The organism is Pseudomonas fortuita (assembly GCF_026898135.2).
Taxonomy (GTDB): domain Bacteria; phylum Pseudomonadota; class Gammaproteobacteria; order Pseudomonadales; family Pseudomonadaceae; genus Aquipseudomonas; species Aquipseudomonas fortuita.
In genome coordinates, this window is record NZ_CP114035.2 from 2,649,065 (window position 1) to 2,663,707 (window position 14,643).

The following is a 14,643-nucleotide window of genomic DNA, read 5'->3' on the forward strand; positions in this document are numbered from 1 at the left end:
CGTGCCCATCACTTTTTGCCTGGTAGTACCGAGCCGAGCACCTGCTTGGCTGTCTGGACGATGATGCCCGCCTGGTCGGGGTCGCCCTTGAGCAAGGCACTGGCAAACTTCTTCGCTTGCTCCAGCTTGATGTGCGGTGGCAGGGGCGGCACGTTCGGGTCGGTCTTGAACTCGATTAGTACCGGCCGATCCGCAGCCAACGCGCGCTCCCATGCAGCGGCAACATCCTCTTCGCGGTCTACGTAGATGCCTTGCAGGCCAATGGAAATGGCGAACAAATGGTAGGGCACGTCAGGGATCGACTGCGACGCTTCGAACTTGGGGTCGCCCTCCATGACCCGTTGCTCCCACGTCACCTGATTGAGGTCCTCATTGTTGAACACAGCACAAATCCATTGTGGGTTGTCCCACTGTTGCCAGTACTTGGCCACGGTGATCAGTTCGGCGAGGTTGTTCATCTGCATCGCCCCATCGCCCACCAGGGCAACCACAGCCCGTTGCGGGTGGGCGAACTTGGCTGCAATCGCGTAGGGCACCGCTGCGCCCATGCAAGCCAGGCCGCCGGACAGCGAACACTGCATCCCCTGGCGAATCTGCAGGTCGCGGGCAAACCAGTTGGCACAGGAGCCGGAATCGCTGGTGATGATGGCGTGGTCGGGCAGGCGAGGGGACAGCTCATGCACTACACGTTGCGGGTTGATCGGGTCAGCCTTGACCAGGGCGCGCTTGGCCACGGTCTTGTCCCACTGCGCACGCCAGGTCTGGACCTTGTCGCGCCACCGCCGTTCGGTCTTGTATTCAAGTAACGGCAACAGTGCGCGCAGTGTTTCGCTGGCATCGCCGACCAGGTTGACCTCCATCGGGTAGCGCAGGCTGAGCATGTCGGGTTGCAGGTCGATCTGCACGCCTCGTGCCTGGCCTTCGTTGGGCAGAAACTCGGAATAAGGGAAGCCGGAGCCGATCATTAGCAGGGTGTCGCATTCGCTCATCAGCTGATAACTGGGTTCGGTGCCGAGCAGGCCGATCGACCCGGTGACCCACGGCAGGTCATCCGGTAGCACAGCCTTGCCCAGCAGCGCTTTGGCCACGCCAGCGCCGAGTTGTTCGGCGACCGCCATTACCTGCTCAGTCGCCTGCAGGGCGCCGGCACCCACCAGTATCGCCACTTTGCGCCCGGCGTTGAGTACAGCGGCGGCGCGCTGCAGGTCTTCGTCGAACGGCAACACCCTCGGCTTGCTGTAGCCGATGCCTGAGTGCACCGTACCGTGAGCCCTCGGGGGTTCGTTGTAGGGCAGGTCCTGCAAGTCGTTGGGCAGAATAACAGCGGTGACCCGGCGTTCGCCGACGGCCGTACGCACCGCACGGTCGAGCAGGTGGCGCACCTGTTCTGGCGTGGAAGCCTGCTGGACGAACGCACCGGCGACATCCTTGAACATCGACAGCAGGTCCAACTCCTGCTGGTAGTGGCCGCCCAGTGCTGCACGGGCCTGTTGACCGACGATGGCCAGCACTGGCTGATGGTCCATGCGTGCATCGTACAGCCCGGTCAGCAAGTGCGAGGCGCCCGGGCCGGAGGTCGCGATACAAACACCAAGCTCGCCGGTGAACTTGGCATGGGCGCTGGCCATGAAGGCGGCCATTTCCTCATGCCGGGCCTGGATGAATTCAATCTTGCCGTTGGCCCGGCTCAGCGCGCCGAACACGCCATTGATGCCGTCGCCGGGGTAACCGAAGATGCGCCGCACGCCCCATTGATACAAACGCTCCACCAGAAAGTCGCCTACCGTGCCGGTCATTGCCTGCTCCCGTTCAGTTATCGATAGGCGTCTGGACTTGGCACGTGCCGGGAAAGTTTCAACGGTATGCGCAGCGGTCTGGCAGCTGGAGCCTGGTAAAAGCCGACAGGCTCGAAGGTGAACCGATAACCCACAAAAATGCTGTGGGCTTTGCACTGCGCCAAAAGTTTCCCGTCAACCCAGTTTATGCAGGGCTTCTACCAATTGAGCCTTGTTCATGGTGGAACGCCCTTTGAGATCTTTGCTGCGCGCCTCCTTCATCAGGCTTTCCTTGCTTTGCGATTCCAGCGACGCGCGCGAGGTGCGTGAATGCCCCTGACGAGACTCGGCGGCGCGCTTGGCTGAATCCGTGCGCGCGGTCTTCTTCTCACGCGACGGCGTCTTGCTGCCCGAGCCTCCCGGCTTTTCACCGCCACCGGATTGTTTGTTCACGGTGGCCCAGGCGCGCGCTTCGGCTTCGTCCTTGCCCACGCCCTTGTCCTCGTACGATTGCTCAATGTGCTCGGCCTTGCGTTTCTGCTTGTCCGTATATTTGTCCTTGTCACCGCGTGGCATGGCATTGACTCCTGAGTGAGTTGCTTGATCAATGGTGAAACCGGAACGCCGGGCCATGGACGGGAGATCCACGGCCATTCGGCCATTCCACCTAGCTGCCCGATCCTGCGCCTGATCCACCACCGGTTGAGCCATCGCTACCACTCCCCGGACCTGCACCGCTACCGTTCCCTCCATTACCGCCGGAGCCCGTTTCAGTATCGGTACCGTCACCTCCCGTGTTGTCCGTTCCATTGTCATGGGTACCGCCATTACTCGTGCCCATGCCATCGGCTGGTGTTCCTGAGCCTGTCGCACCGCCTTGGCCGTTCATGTGCCCATTGCTGTGCGGTTGCGTGCCCGGGGCGCGTTGATCGTTCAGGTCGGTGGCGGCCAGGGCAAGTGGCGCCGTGCAACCCAGGCACATTGCGAGTAGCAGCGCGTATGTTTTTTCTGCGTTCATGGTGAAACTCCGTTTCTGGTTGTTCACCCAGTGTTCGGCCTGCCGTATACCGAAGGGTGCCCTCAGCGCGACGGAAGGTGCAAAACGGATGGACAAATGCCACTTGTCTGGCCGCGGGCACCCGTGAGCCACGCCCGCTTCTCACGTTTAGGTGCAGATACCATCTGCCTCTGAACGGAGAAAGGACATGGACATTGATGCAAACGAAGATGAACCATCCCTCGGTCCCGGGACCAAAGCGGTTGAGGTACCACTGCCGCCAGATGATGAGTCACCCATCGAAGAACAGATGGACGACGTGGATGCAAACAACTCAGTATCCAGTGAGCATCCAGATCCTGGCGGTGCGAACAGTGGATTGGGTATGCCCCGGGATGCTCAACTGAACGAAGGGGCTCAGATACCTGACGACCCGCCCAAACCTGATGGTCCGGGTTCCAGTCCCGGCCTTGGCAATGACAAGGAAAACCAGCGCTCCCCTGGAGTACCGGCTAGCGACCCTGAATCAGGGGTATGATAACTGCTCTCTCATCATCCCTATCAGCGCTTCGTTTTCCAGCGGTTTGCTGAGCAGGAAACCTTGCACTTCATGGCATTGGTCATCGCTAAGGAGGGCCAGTTGCTCAGCGGTCTCGACACCTTCGGCAGTTACCGTCATACCCATTGCGTTGCCAAGATTGATGATGGCCTGGACCACGCTACGGTCACTGCCGCTCTTGCCCAGATGCTGGACGAAGCGCTTGTCGATCTTGATGCTGTCGAACGGGTAGGTACGTAGGTAACCCAGAGAGGAGTAACCGGTCCCGAAGTCGTCCATGTTCAGGCGCACGCCTAGCTCCTTCAGTGCCTGCATGGTATGCAGAGCGCCTTCAACGTCATTGAGCATGACGTTTTCAGTAATTTCCAGTTCCAGGCGATGGGCCGGCAGGCCGGTGGTGCGCAATGCGTCTCCGACGTCGCGAACGACATCGCTGCGGCTGAACTGGGCCGGCGACATGTTTACCGACACCATCACTGCCTGCGGCCAGCCGCGGGCTTTATCGCAGGCTTCCTGCAACACCCAGTTGCCAAGCAACACGATCAGGTCTGACTCTTCGGCCAGCGGGATGAACCGATCCGGGCGCAGCAGACCCAGGCGTGGGTGTTGCCACCTCACGAGGGCCTCAGCCGAGGCGAGCGAGACCCCGTCGACCTTGAAGCGCGGCTGGAAATGCAGCACAAGCTCGCCACGTGGTATGCCGTCGCGTAGTTCGCTTTCCAGCACACGCTTGTCCATCAATGCTGCATTCAGTTGCGCCGAAAAAAAGCGCCAGGTGTTTTTGCCCGCCTGCTTGGCGCTGTAAAGGGCCACGTCAGCGTAGCGGATCAAATCGGTTGGCGTACCGGGATACTCGGCCGACATCACGACACCAAGACTCACACCCACTTGAACACTATGCCCCTCGACTTGCATGGGTCGCCTGATTGCTTCGATCAAGCGGATGCAGAATCGGTCCATGTCCTTGTGATCCCCTGGCCGTGTCACTACGACGATGAACTCGTCGCCTCCCAGGCGGGCGACAAGGTCACTCTCGCGAGTAACCTGACTTAGGCGGCCGGCCACCTCGAGCAACACCGCATCGCCGGCCGGATGCCCCAGGCTGTCGTTGATCGGCTTGAAATTATCAAGATCCAGTATCAGCAGTGCTACCTGGAGGGGGCCAGTGCCGGTAATGGTTTGTTCGAGGAACCGGAACAGCTTGTTGCGATTCGGCAGCCCGGTAAGGGCGTCGTGCAAGGAGAGGTGCTGAATGTGGGCATGTGCGGCTACTTCGTCGGTGATGTCGCTGCAAGTGCCACGAAATCCGGTACAGACGCTCTGATCCACGATTGCGCGGGAAGCGATTGTGCAAATACGCTGTTGGCCAAGATGATCCTGGTACTGGCAGCGTAGGGTACCGGAAGAGCCTGTCGCAGCCAGACTATGAAGCCAGGTCTGGAGATGGCTGGTATCACACGACAGCAGCTCGGTAATCGGGCGCTGTCGCCATACGTCGACAGGATGCCCGGTCAGTTCGCTAAACCGGTCCGACAGGTAGGTTAGTCTCAGGAGCACATCGGTTTCCCAGATCCAGTCCGACGCGGCTTCGGCCACGGCCTTGAAGCGTTCTTCACTCGATTGCAGGGCAGCTCTGGAGATCTCAAGCGCACGGTGGCTACGATCGATCCTGGTGCTGGCCCGCATCGCATAGCGTGCAAACAAGGCAATGGTCAGCGCAATCAGGAGCACAGCGATAGCGAGGGGCGTGATGACTGTCTTGATCAATTGGGAACCAGGCTGCGGTAAATCCCAGGTAAGGGCGCGACCGATGCCTTCGAGTGCAAGAGCACCGCGCCCTTTACGCTGCTCGGTCGAATCGCTTACAGCCACGCCGGACAACCCCGCCGACTTGCCCAGTTCCCACAGCAGCTTAGGCGAAAGAACACGAATGAATACCATCACCGCCGTAGGTTCCGGCAGGTGGTGGGGTTGGGCCTGTGGACGTATCAGTGCAGCGCTGTACAACGATGGCAGGCCACGAAACATGATGTATCCCGAAGTCGCCTGGTCATGCTGCGCGGCTTGGCGAGCAAGGTGCAAGATCTTGCCAGTACTGTCGGTTAGCTGCTCAAGCCCCCGCTCGCTGAGCTGACCTTCCAGCATGGCGTACCGGGTACCGTCATCATCGAGCACGTATACCCCCTCGTACCCATCGGAGGTGAAGAGCGTGGCTCCTACATTATCCTCGATGTATGCCCAATGCGCGTCGACCTGTCTCCCCAGGTGATCGTAGGCGGCCTGCCAATCGGCGTGGGTCAGCAGAAACGTCCTGTCGTTCCTCTGCAGTTGGTTGATGGCCGAATCAGCATGGAAACGGCTTTGCTCCATTTGTTGAACATCGAGCGCCTCGGCGAGGCGGTAGAGGGAAAACAGCCCCAGCAACAGGGCTAACAACAAGATCAGGGAGAACACCAGGATGAGTTGCCCCACCACATGACTACGGGTCGACATTTCATTGTCAGCAAGCACGTCCATTGGTTCACCGTCGCGGTCGAGGTCTCCAAGGGTTGACCGGGGAGCCGGCTTGGAGGTCAATGGCGCTGACGACCGGTGGTGGGCGAAAGGCGTGGTTGATCGACCGACACTGGCAGCATTGCTTGGCACATCCACTGGTTTCATGCCCGCCACAGGTGAACTGCCAGGCCGGCCAGGGCGCAAGCGAACAGCACTTCGATCACGCCCCGCTTGAAGCGGAACAAAGCAATCGCAGCTGCAGCCGCAATAGCCGCGCATGGCCAGTCAAGCGCTCCACCAAAGCCTTTCGGCCAGAGCACGTGATAGCCGAAGAACAGGGCGAGGTTCAGGATCACGCCCACTACTGCGGCCGTGATCCCTGTCAGCGGTGCGGTAAATTTGATCGCGTTGTGGGTCGACTCTACCAATGGCCCACCGATGAGAATGAACAAGAAAGACGGCAAAAAGGTGAACCAGGTGACGAGGCTCGCCGCGACGGCGCCAGCAAGGAATGGGTGTTCGCTCCCGAACATCGGATTGACGTAGCCACCGACGAAGCCGACGAAGGCGACCACCATGATCAGTGGCCCCGGTGTGGTTTCTCCCAAGGCGAGACCATCGATCATCTGGGTGGGTGTCAGCCACCCGTAGTGCCCTACAGCGCCTTGGTAGACATAGGGCAATACCGCATATGCACCGCCAAAAGTCATCAGTGCGGCCTTCGTGAAGAACCAGCCCATCTGCGTCAGGGTGCCGTCCCAGCCAAACGACAGTGACAGAAGTCCCAGGGGCAGGACCCAGAGCCCAGCACCTATCAGCAGCAGGCATACCAGATGCCTCAAGCTGAAACGGGCATGTTCGGGTGTTGGGGTATCGTCATCGATCAGGGCAGGGCCATAGCTGTTCTTCGCGCCCCCATGACCGCCACCGATCACGAATTTGCCTGGGGCGAAGCGACCACCCACGTAGCCGATGATGGCAGCCACCAGCACGATCAGCGGGAACGGCACGTTGAGGGCGAAGATCGCCACGAACGAGGCGCCGGCCATGGCCCACAGCCAAGCATTCTTCAGGGCTCGCGAGCCAATCCGGTGGGCTGCGTGGAGGACAATCGCCGTCACCGCCGGCTTGATGCCATAGAAAATCCCTGCGACTACCGGTACTTCGCCAAAAGCGACGTAGACCCACGACAAACCGATCAGGATGAACAGCGAAGGTAGCACGAACAACGCGCCGGCAATTACCCCGCCCCATGTGCGGTGCATCAGCCAGCCGATGTAAGTGGCCAGCTGCTGAGCTTCAGGGCCAGGCAGCAACATGCAGTAGTTCAGCGCGTGCAGAAACCGCTTCTCGCTGATCCACCGCCGGCGCTCAACCAGCTCCTGGTGCATGATCGAGATCTGCCCGGCGGGCCCGCCAAAACTGATGAAGCCCAATTTGAGCCAGAACAGGAAGGCTTCATAGAGGCTAATCGGCTGCAGAGTCGCTTGCGATGGCGGCTGCTTGCTCACTGCAGAGGTGGTCTCAGCCATTTGGGGTTTCCTCAATCGCGAAAGCCGTCAGCAGGCCATCAAAGATGCCTCCGGCGACCATTGTCAGTTGATCGTCATCGCCAATGCTCTCTCTCAGGCCGGCGAGGACACGCTCGATACCGGGTGCTTCGGAAGGTTGGTATCCCCCAACATCCAGGTAGTGGATAACACCTGCCAGGCGTGCCAAGCCTGGCTGCTGAACGGCAAAGCTCTCAATGAGGGTTTCGAAGGAAACACGGTGGCCGACGTGGCTGAACATGGCCCCATCAAAATCGAAGCCGAGCGCATCGCTTGGGCAGTCACCTGGACTGTCCAGCCAAATGAATCGGGCGTCGGGATCGATGAAGCGACGGATCAGCCAGGCACATGCCAACCGGTCTACCCATGGGCGCTTTCGCGTTGCCCATCGGCGACCTTGGTATTCGCTGCGTTCCAGCTGGCTGATGGCCTCATCGTGTGCCCTCGGCTCATCGGGGGACAGTGCACGGCTAATCGAGGTCTCAAGCGCCTGCAGGGCCAAATCGGCTTGTGCCTTGAGCACGCCTGGGAAGAAGTCGATCGCCGCCAACTGACCGAAAGCCTTCCTGAGCTTGCGCACCTGCCGGGCTATCTGCAGTGCATTATCCGGGGACAGGTCAGCCCGCCAGCCTGCAATTTCCTCCAGCAGCTTTTCGTACTCATCGCTTCTGTCGAATAGCCCGCTGAAACGCTCCTCGCGCTCAGACAGCGACAGCAGAAATGCCGTGCCGTTGATGGCCAGCACATCTCGCTGCACGGCTTGAAACGCTTCACGGCCCACGCTTTTTTCAGGCAGCAGGTATACGCCATCCCGTAAAACTGCCGCACCAGAGGCCTTCAGGGTTCTCCAAGCGCGCATTCGCTCGGTAGCGTTCGCCGTGGGCAAACCAAGGATCAAAAGCGACCAATCAAGCATGTAGAGATCTCAACATAAAATGTTTATCTATTTACATTATGCAAGACCCACAGAAAAGCAATCCAACACAGGCGGAAGTGGCGTTGGTCAATATCTTCATGAATGCGCGTGACGCGCTCATCGGCCGCAAGCGCCCGCACGTGTTCATTGCTTGCGCGCAGGGTGAGGCAAGTTCTCGATGGCCCGACCGGCGTGGGGTGAGGTTGCGAGGCTGTCCTGCCTCTGGGCTTGACAGTCTAAGCGTGTTTGCAACGCCCGTAGCAACGTTGATTAGCGCCACTGATCCGGCTCAAGACGTGACGCATTGAACACTCAAACCTGAGTGAACGCCTGAACAGGGTAGGGCAACTTTTCTGTCGCCCCTCACTTTCAGGGAGTTCAACATGAAAGCAATCGTGTACAACGGCCCACGTGACGTAGCGGTCAAGGATGTGCCGGACGCAAAAATCGAAAAGCCTACGGATGTGCTGGTACGCATCACGACGACCAACATCTGCGGTTCTGATTTGCACATGTACGAAGGCCGCACCTCATTTGAAGCCGGGAGAGTGTTTGGCCACGAAAATCTCGGTGAGGTCATCGAGGTTGGGGCAGGGGTCGACCGGGTCAAGGTCGGTGATCGGGTCTGCCTACCTTTCAATATCGGCTGTGGGTTCTGTGAGAACTGTGAAAAAGGCCTCACTGGGTTTTGCCTTACAGCGAACCCTGGTGCTGCGGGCGCCGCTTACGGTTTTGCCGACATGGGCCCTTATCAGGGCGGGCAGGCTGAGCTGCTGCGTGTGCCTTATGCGGACTTCAACTGCTTGATACTGCCGGAGGACGCCCAGGAGCGTGAAGACGACTACGTCATGCTCTCGGATATTTTTCCCACCGGTTGGCATGCAACAGAACTGGCCGGCCTGCTTCCGGGTGAGAGCATTGCGATTTACGGCGCGGGGCCTGTCGGCCTGATGGCGGCCCATTCGGCAATCATCAAAGGCGCGTCTCAGGTGTTCGTCATCGACAACCAACCGGATCGGCTGCAACTTGCCGCGCAGCTGGGGGCAACCCCAATCAATGCAGTCGAGCAAAAAGCAGTCGAAGAGATCATGAACCTTACCCACGGCAAAGGCACCGACCGGGGCTGTGAGTGCGTGGGCTACCAGTGCTGCGACAAGCATGGCCATGAAGCGAACTACCTCACCATGAACAACCTGGTCGCTTCCACCAAGGCTACCGGTGGCATTGGCGTAGTAGGCGTGTTCGTGCCTGAAGACCCTGGTGCGAAGAACGACTTGGCGAAAGAGGGCAAGATGGCCTTCGATTTCGGTGCGTTCTGGTTCAAGGGCCAGCAGATCCGCACAGGTCAGGCGAACGTGAAGGCCTACAACCGTCGTCTTGCAGAGCTCATCCAGCATGGGCGTGCCAAGCCTTCCCAGATTATCTCTCATCGTTTGAAGCTTGCTGAAGGCCCAGATGCCTACAAGCACTTCGATGCGCGGGATGATGGCTGGACGAAAGTGGTGCTCAAGCCTGCGGCGTGATCCGCTCTCACTGCTTCCAAGGACGGAAGTTTGGTGAGAAGGGCAACCTGCATGTATTAGAAGCAACCCTCACCGGCTTGTCAGTGCGTTATCACCCGGCAATTTCCAGTTGTGTGTTCTTCCGCCATCCTCGCAGATTCATGGCGCAAGCGAGACGGTTCAACGCAGATGATGTCTGGCGTCATCGTTCAGGATGGCAGCCCCCGATAGCCATTGCAGCCTTGAGGGCTGCCAGGTGAGTCAGGCCCTGCGGAAGGTTGCCCAGATATTGCCCAGTCTGCGCATCGATCATCTCCGAGTAGATGCCTACCCCGTGTGATAGCCCTTTCAAAGCATCTGCATAGGCGGCTACGGCGCGATCCTGGTTACCCAGAATGGCCCAGGCTTCGATCAACCAGAATGTGCAGGCCAGGAAGCAACCTTCCTCTTCCTCTGCATCGGTGTAGCGATAATGGAAAGCTCCGGCCCTAAGATCATGATCAATGGCTTCCAGTGTGCTGCCCATACGTTCTTTACTGGGGTAACCGAACCTGACAGCCAGTGCCAGTGAAGCGTCAAGTCGGTCGCTGTCTGGATAGAACAGGTACGCCTGGCGTTCTTCGCTCCAGCAGTGCGCCTCGATCCATGCCTGGATGCGCTGCCGCTCGCGATCCCAGCGTTCCCGGCAGGTGGTGGGAAGGTGGCCACCATCTGCCAGTTCGATGGCCCGGCTCAAGGCTTGCCAGCAACTGATCTTGGACATCGTGTAGTGCTGCTTTTCCGGTAACTCCCAGATACCGGCGTCCTGCTGACGCCAACAGTCGGCGCATTGGTCGGCAAGGTCTGAGAGGAGCATTGCGCTCGGAGAATCAAGAATGTTGCCGCTGTCGATGAAGCAGCGCGCTGTTTCGAAGATATCGCCGAAGACGCCGTGTTGGAGTTGGTCGCGGGCATCATTGCCGACGACTGGCGGGGAGTTCTTGTAGCCAGGCAGATCGACGGGGCGCACGCAATCACCGATAGCACCGTCCAGGGTATAAAACACCCGTGGCCCATGTTCATCCAACCGGCGCAGTAGCCAAGTGAACGCAGCTTTGGCTTCCGGCTGCGCGCCGATACCCAGAAACGCTTCGATGGTGTAGCCGGCATCGCGTATCCAGGCGAAGCGGTAATCGTAGTTCTTGCTGCCGCCAATCCGTTCGGGAAGGGATGAGGTCGCTGCCGCCATGATCGACCCACTTGGAGAGGACAGCAGAAGCTTGAGGGCCAGCGTATTGCGGACTACTTGGGTCTGGTACGGGCCGTCATAGACCAACCCCTTCGACCATTGGCACCACTCCCGATGCGAGCCGTCGATGCGTTCATCGATCAGGGCCAATGGGGGTACCACCAAGGGCTCATCTCGTCCTGCGATGATTGCGACCACTGAGCGTTGTCCTGCTGCAAGGCTAAGGACAGCACGGACGCCCATGTCGTCTTTGCGTTCGATGTGCACATGATGGTCGTGCAGGAACATGCCGAGTATTCGGCCCGCATGAAAAACGCAGGCATTGTCATTCGGCGCCACGTAGGGGCTTACCGTGTCGGCCTGGGTTCCGAAGTCGATAGCTATCACGAAATCGACTTTACCCTCGATACCTTCGATGCGTCTGGCAAGTTCGGCCCAAGGCAGGCGTCCAGCAGGGCCACTGTTCAAGGATTCCGTCAGCCGGGCACGACCCTGACGGGTAATGAAAATTGTCTCAAGGACGTTGCTGTCTGCCAGGTAGCGGCGCTCAGCAACGAATGGCTCGCTAGGGGTGATGGCAAAGAAGCCTCCAGTCTGAGGGGCCAGCAACTTGTCGAACAGGGGGGGTGAATCCATGTGCGGCACACACCACCAGTCGATGGAACCGTCCAGTCCAATCAGTGCCACGGAACGTCCATCCCCGAGCGCACCATACTGCTCCAGGGGCAACCATCCATCCTCATCTCGCTGAGGTTTGCCCTGTTGGACTTCTGCCGGTTCTCTTTCCATCGGTATGCCTACCAGATCATGTGTTCTGCTTCCGACATGGCTACCTGGCGTCTGGTTCGTCTGAATTGAGTACTGAGCAATCGGGGGCAATTCGGGATGAGCGAGGAGCGGCCCCGTGCCTTACTCGGCAGGAATGATCGAAATCTTTCCGTTGCGTTCGACGATAGCGAACTTCACCTGCTCAATCCTCTCGATGCCTTGGCTGTCCCGCGCTGATTCAAGGATATCGTCCTCCGTGAGGCGTGCCCGACGCATGCGGTGATGCAGAAAGCGCCCATTCTCGACAACCAAGGTAGCGTGCCCATCCAGAAACCTGGCCAAGGGCCTGGAGTTCAGCTTCGCGAGTGAAAGGCCGACGTCCAGAACGATCAGCGTGGCAATCACCAGCATGGCATTGGTGAATGAAAAATCGTCACCCAGAAGCGCCTGCTGGGTGGCTTCCCCGATGATCAGCAACAACACGAAGTCGAAGGTCGTCAAATCGGCCAGCGAGCGCCGCCCGGCCACGCGAAACAGCAGCATGAGGGCGACGTACATTCCGGCTGCGCGGAGGATCGAGTCCATGACGCACTCCTAGGGGTAAAGGAATGTGGAGAAGTGAACGGCGCTTTCAGGGCCAGCCTTGACGCTGCACTCCAGAGTCCCCACGTGCTCACTTCGTAGGGTCAGGTACAGGGTGGCGACCCCATCGTGCTTGGTACCCAGCTGGAACAGCATGGCCTGGCCATGCGACATCGAACGTTGCGGCTCCGGTTGTAACGTCTCGATGCTGGCGTCACGGAGCAATGATCCCTCGAGTTGCAGCTCCACCGGCTGACCAGGAATACCCTGAACGGTGATGAAAAGGCTGTCTGTCGTGCCGCTTCGGCTGAGGCGTTGATACTCAACCCGTACCCGGCCATCCTGGCTGACCACCTCGGCATCGCTCAACGGGCCATTACCGAACAGGCCTGCCAAGGCAAGCAGTACGATGGCCACAAGCACATACCATCCCACGCGCTCGAAGCGCCAGACACGCTGCTGCATCGGCATGTCTTCTTGAACAGGATGACGCCTGGATAGCAGTTCATCTTCCGACATGATCACAGCCCTCAGGCGCGCTCGCCGCGTAACCAGCGCTGGTGATAGTGGGAAAGCCGGGTCAACCCGAACAGCGCGCCTTGGCGCATGACCTCAGACCGCTCGCCGAAGAAACGTTGAGTGCGCGTGAAAACGGCAACGGGGTCGCCGGCAAAAGCCCACGCAAAGCACATCGTCCCCGGTGGTATCCCGGACTCGGGCGCCGGCCCGGCTACCCCGGTGGTGGCGATCACCACATTGGCATCGCTGTCTCGCAAGGCGCCCAAGGCCATTTCCCGGGCTACTGCTTCGCTGGTCAGGCCGTATCGCTCGATGGTTTCGGCGCTGACCCCCAGCAGGCGTTTCTTGGCGCTGGGCGAGTAGACGACATAGCCGCTTTCCAGCACCTCTCCGGTACCCGGTATCGCCGCCAACAACGCCACAAGGCAGCCTGCAGTGCATGATTCTGCTGTGCTCAGAACCAGTTTGTTGTTTTTGAGATAGCCGAGAGTGGCCAGTACAGGGTCGTTTTCCATTCCAGCGTCGACTCGCTTGTTTTGCGGTGGACGCGATCCTGGTGTGTTTGGTTCATCTCATCTACTGCCCGGCTATCTCGAGAAGTGAACCTGACATGAACTTTGCCCGTGCTTTGGCTTCCCTTGTTCAAAGGCAAAGGACAGGAGCGCAAGATGAAGAAACAGAGCAACAGGCAAGAGGACGCCGCGCAGACGAGGCCGCCCGGCGAAGAGGAGCGAGATAACGATGCCCATCGTCCGGATGGGTCCACCGGCACATCCCATGACTCGACAGCGCAAAAAACGGCCCGTGATCACGATCAGCACAAACGCTGAAACTGCCACGCTAAAGGGGGTGAGGCTCGCCAGCACGGCGAGCCTCTTTTGGCTAGAGGATCGGTTTGCCACCCGTCACTGCGTAACGTGAGCCACTGATGTAACTGGCCTCGTCGGAGCCCAGCAGCACGTAGATCGGCGCGACCTCCACCGGTTGACCGGGGCGCCCCATCGGGTAGCTGGAACCAAAGTTCTTGACGGCCTCGTCCGGCATGGTGGCCGGAATCAAAGGCGTCCAGATAGGGCCTGGCGCGACGCTGTTGACCCGAATACCTTTCTTGCCTAGCAGCTGAGCAAGGCCCGCAGTGAAGTTGGCAATGGCCCCCTTGGTCGTGGCATAGGCAAGCAGGCTGGGGGATGGATCGTCGGAATTGACCGAGCTCGTGTTGATGATCGAACTACCCTTGGGCATGGAAGGCAGTGCCGCCTGGCAAATACGGAAGATGGCGGTGATGTTGGTATCGAAGGTCTTGACCCATTCGTCATCGTCAATTTCCTCCAGGGTCTCGTGGGACATCTGGAACGCCGCGTTGTTGACCAGGATGTCGATACGCCCGAACTGGCTGACGGTCTTTTCAACGATGTCGTAGCAGTGCTGTTTATGCGCCAGGTCTCCGGGCAACAGAAGGCATTGACGGCCTGCGGCCTCGACGCAGCGTGCGGTTTCTTGCGCGTCGTCATGCTCATTCAGATAAGCGATGGCGACGTCGGCTCCTTCACGGGCGTAGGCAATCGCTACTGCCCGCCCGATGCCGCTGTCGGCTCCGGTGATGAGTGCAATCTTGCCTTCGAGTCGATTGTGGCCGGTATACGACTGCTCACCACAATCCGGGTAGGGCTCCATCTTGCGCTGTGAGCCGGGGACATTTTGTGGCTGTGAAGGGAAGGGCGGGGTAGGGAAGTCTCGCATGGTAAAAGCTC

Annotated in this window: 13 protein-coding genes; 3 read left to right on the forward strand and 10 right to left on the reverse strand. The window is 59.4% G+C overall.

Features of this window, described 5'->3' with window-relative positions; genetic code table 11:
- Positions 1-8: 8 nt before the first annotated feature.
- On the reverse strand, positions 9-1,796 hold the full coding sequence (locus OZ911_RS12140) for a thiamine pyrophosphate-requiring protein (protein ID WP_268968658.1): 1,788 nt from the start codon (positions 1,794-1,796) through the stop codon (positions 9-11).
- A 174-nt stretch (positions 1,797-1,970) separates the two neighbouring features.
- Positions 1,971-2,351, reverse strand: coding sequence for a hypothetical protein (locus tag OZ911_RS12145; protein WP_016486350.1), 381 nt, complete (start codon positions 2,349-2,351; stop codon positions 1,971-1,973).
- A gap of 629 nt (positions 2,352-2,980) precedes the next feature.
- Here OZ911_RS12145 and OZ911_RS12150 point away from each other — a divergent pair.
- The gene (locus OZ911_RS12150) at positions 2,981-3,310 is read left to right on the forward strand and encodes a hypothetical protein (protein ID WP_080641019.1); all 330 of its coding nucleotides are present in this window, start codon (positions 2,981-2,983) and stop codon (positions 3,308-3,310) included.
- On the opposite strand, the gene OZ911_RS12155 is transcribed toward OZ911_RS12150, so the two are convergent.
- From OZ911_RS12155 to OZ911_RS12165, 3 genes are all read right to left on the reverse strand, one after another.
- Positions 3,299-5,848: a bifunctional diguanylate cyclase/phosphodiesterase gene (locus OZ911_RS12155; protein ID WP_054888262.1), complete on the reverse strand. Its 2,550-nt coding sequence runs from the start codon at positions 5,846-5,848 to the stop codon at positions 3,299-3,301. The two genes, OZ911_RS12150 and OZ911_RS12155, sit on opposite strands and share 12 nt — an antisense overlap.
- A 140-nt stretch (positions 5,849-5,988) precedes the next feature.
- Positions 5,989-7,359, reverse strand: a complete 1,371-nt coding sequence (chrA, locus tag OZ911_RS12160) for a chromate efflux transporter (RefSeq protein ID WP_016486352.1) — start codon at positions 7,357-7,359, stop codon at positions 5,989-5,991.
- Positions 7,352-8,293: a chromate resistance protein ChrB domain-containing protein gene (locus OZ911_RS12165; RefSeq protein ID WP_145914299.1), complete on the reverse strand. Its 942-nt coding sequence runs from the start codon at positions 8,291-8,293 to the stop codon at positions 7,352-7,354. The genes chrA and OZ911_RS12165 overlap by 8 nt, the downstream gene beginning before the upstream one ends.
- Positions 8,294-8,676: 383 nt before the next feature.
- On the opposite strand from OZ911_RS12165, the gene OZ911_RS12170 reads away from it, so the two are divergent.
- The gene (locus tag OZ911_RS12170; protein ID WP_016486354.1) at positions 8,677-9,816 is read left to right on the forward strand and encodes a glutathione-independent formaldehyde dehydrogenase; all 1,140 of its coding nucleotides are present in this window, start codon (positions 8,677-8,679) and stop codon (positions 9,814-9,816) included.
- Between the two features lie 181 nt (positions 9,817-9,997).
- Here the strand turns inward: OZ911_RS12170 and OZ911_RS12175 are convergent, their stop codons facing one another.
- From OZ911_RS12175 to OZ911_RS12190, 4 genes are all read right to left on the reverse strand, one after another.
- Positions 9,998-11,752 carry a glycoside hydrolase family 15 protein gene (locus tag OZ911_RS12175; RefSeq protein ID WP_024717778.1) on the reverse strand — a complete coding sequence of 585 codons (1,755 nt, stop codon included), beginning with the start codon at positions 11,750-11,752 and terminating at the stop codon, positions 9,998-10,000.
- Positions 11,753-11,932: 180 nt separating this feature from the next.
- Positions 11,933-12,376, reverse strand: a complete 444-nt coding sequence (locus OZ911_RS12180; protein WP_054888264.1) for a DUF421 domain-containing protein — start codon at positions 12,374-12,376, stop codon at positions 11,933-11,935.
- Between the two features lie 9 nt (positions 12,377-12,385).
- Positions 12,386-12,892, reverse strand: coding sequence for a hypothetical protein (locus tag OZ911_RS12185; RefSeq protein WP_024717777.1), 507 nt, complete (start codon positions 12,890-12,892; stop codon positions 12,386-12,388).
- An 11-nt stretch (positions 12,893-12,903) separates the two neighbouring features.
- The gene (locus OZ911_RS12190; protein ID WP_054888265.1) at positions 12,904-13,407 is read right to left on the reverse strand and encodes a CinA family protein; all 504 of its coding nucleotides are present in this window, start codon (positions 13,405-13,407) and stop codon (positions 12,904-12,906) included.
- Between the two features lie 153 nt (positions 13,408-13,560).
- Between OZ911_RS12190 and OZ911_RS12195 the strand changes: the two genes are divergently transcribed.
- Positions 13,561-13,722 (forward strand): hypothetical protein, encoded by a 162-nt coding sequence (locus OZ911_RS12195; protein ID WP_016486359.1) that lies wholly within the window; start codon positions 13,561-13,563, stop codon positions 13,720-13,722.
- Between the two features lie 52 nt (positions 13,723-13,774).
- On the opposite strand, the gene OZ911_RS12200 is transcribed toward OZ911_RS12195, so the two are convergent.
- Positions 13,775-14,632, reverse strand: coding sequence for a glucose 1-dehydrogenase (locus tag OZ911_RS12200; RefSeq protein WP_016486360.1), 858 nt, complete (start codon positions 14,630-14,632; stop codon positions 13,775-13,777).
- Between the last annotated feature and the right edge of the window lie 11 nt (positions 14,633-14,643).

What these genes read in the sequence shown, in the direction of transcription:
- OZ911_RS12200 (WP_016486360.1), bottom strand. Translation starts at nt 14,632, where the DNA reads ATGCGAGACTTCCCTACCCCGCCCTTCCCTTCACAGCCACAAAATGTC.
- OZ911_RS12170 (WP_016486354.1), top strand. Translation starts at nt 8,677, where the DNA reads ATGAAAGCAATCGTGTACAACGGCCCACGTGACGTAGCGGTCAAGGAT.
- OZ911_RS12150 (WP_080641019.1), top strand. Translation starts at nt 2,981, where the DNA reads ATGGACATTGATGCAAACGAAGATGAACCATCCCTCGGTCCCGGGACC.
- OZ911_RS12180 (WP_054888264.1), bottom strand. Translation starts at nt 12,376, where the DNA reads ATGGACTCGATCCTCCGCGCAGCCGGAATGTACGTCGCCCTCATGCTG.
- chrA (WP_016486352.1), bottom strand. Translation starts at nt 7,359, where the DNA reads ATGGCTGAGACCACCTCTGCAGTGAGCAAGCAGCCGCCATCGCAAGCG.
- OZ911_RS12145 (WP_016486350.1), bottom strand. Translation starts at nt 2,351, where the DNA reads ATGCCACGCGGTGACAAGGACAAATATACGGACAAGCAGAAACGCAAG.
- OZ911_RS12185 (WP_024717777.1), bottom strand. Translation starts at nt 12,892, where the DNA reads ATGTCGGAAGATGAACTGCTATCCAGGCGTCATCCTGTTCAAGAAGAC.
- OZ911_RS12195 (WP_016486359.1), top strand. Translation starts at nt 13,561, where the DNA reads ATGAAGAAACAGAGCAACAGGCAAGAGGACGCCGCGCAGACGAGGCCG.
- OZ911_RS12165 (WP_145914299.1), bottom strand. Translation starts at nt 8,293, where the DNA reads ATGCTTGATTGGTCGCTTTTGATCCTTGGTTTGCCCACGGCGAACGCT.
- OZ911_RS12155 (WP_054888262.1), bottom strand. Translation starts at nt 5,848, where the DNA reads ATGGACGTGCTTGCTGACAATGAAATGTCGACCCGTAGTCATGTGGTG.
- OZ911_RS12190 (WP_054888265.1), bottom strand. Translation starts at nt 13,407, where the DNA reads ATGGAAAACGACCCTGTACTGGCCACTCTCGGCTATCTCAAAAACAAC.
- OZ911_RS12140 (WP_268968658.1), bottom strand. Translation starts at nt 1,796, where the DNA reads ATGACCGGCACGGTAGGCGACTTTCTGGTGGAGCGTTTGTATCAATGG.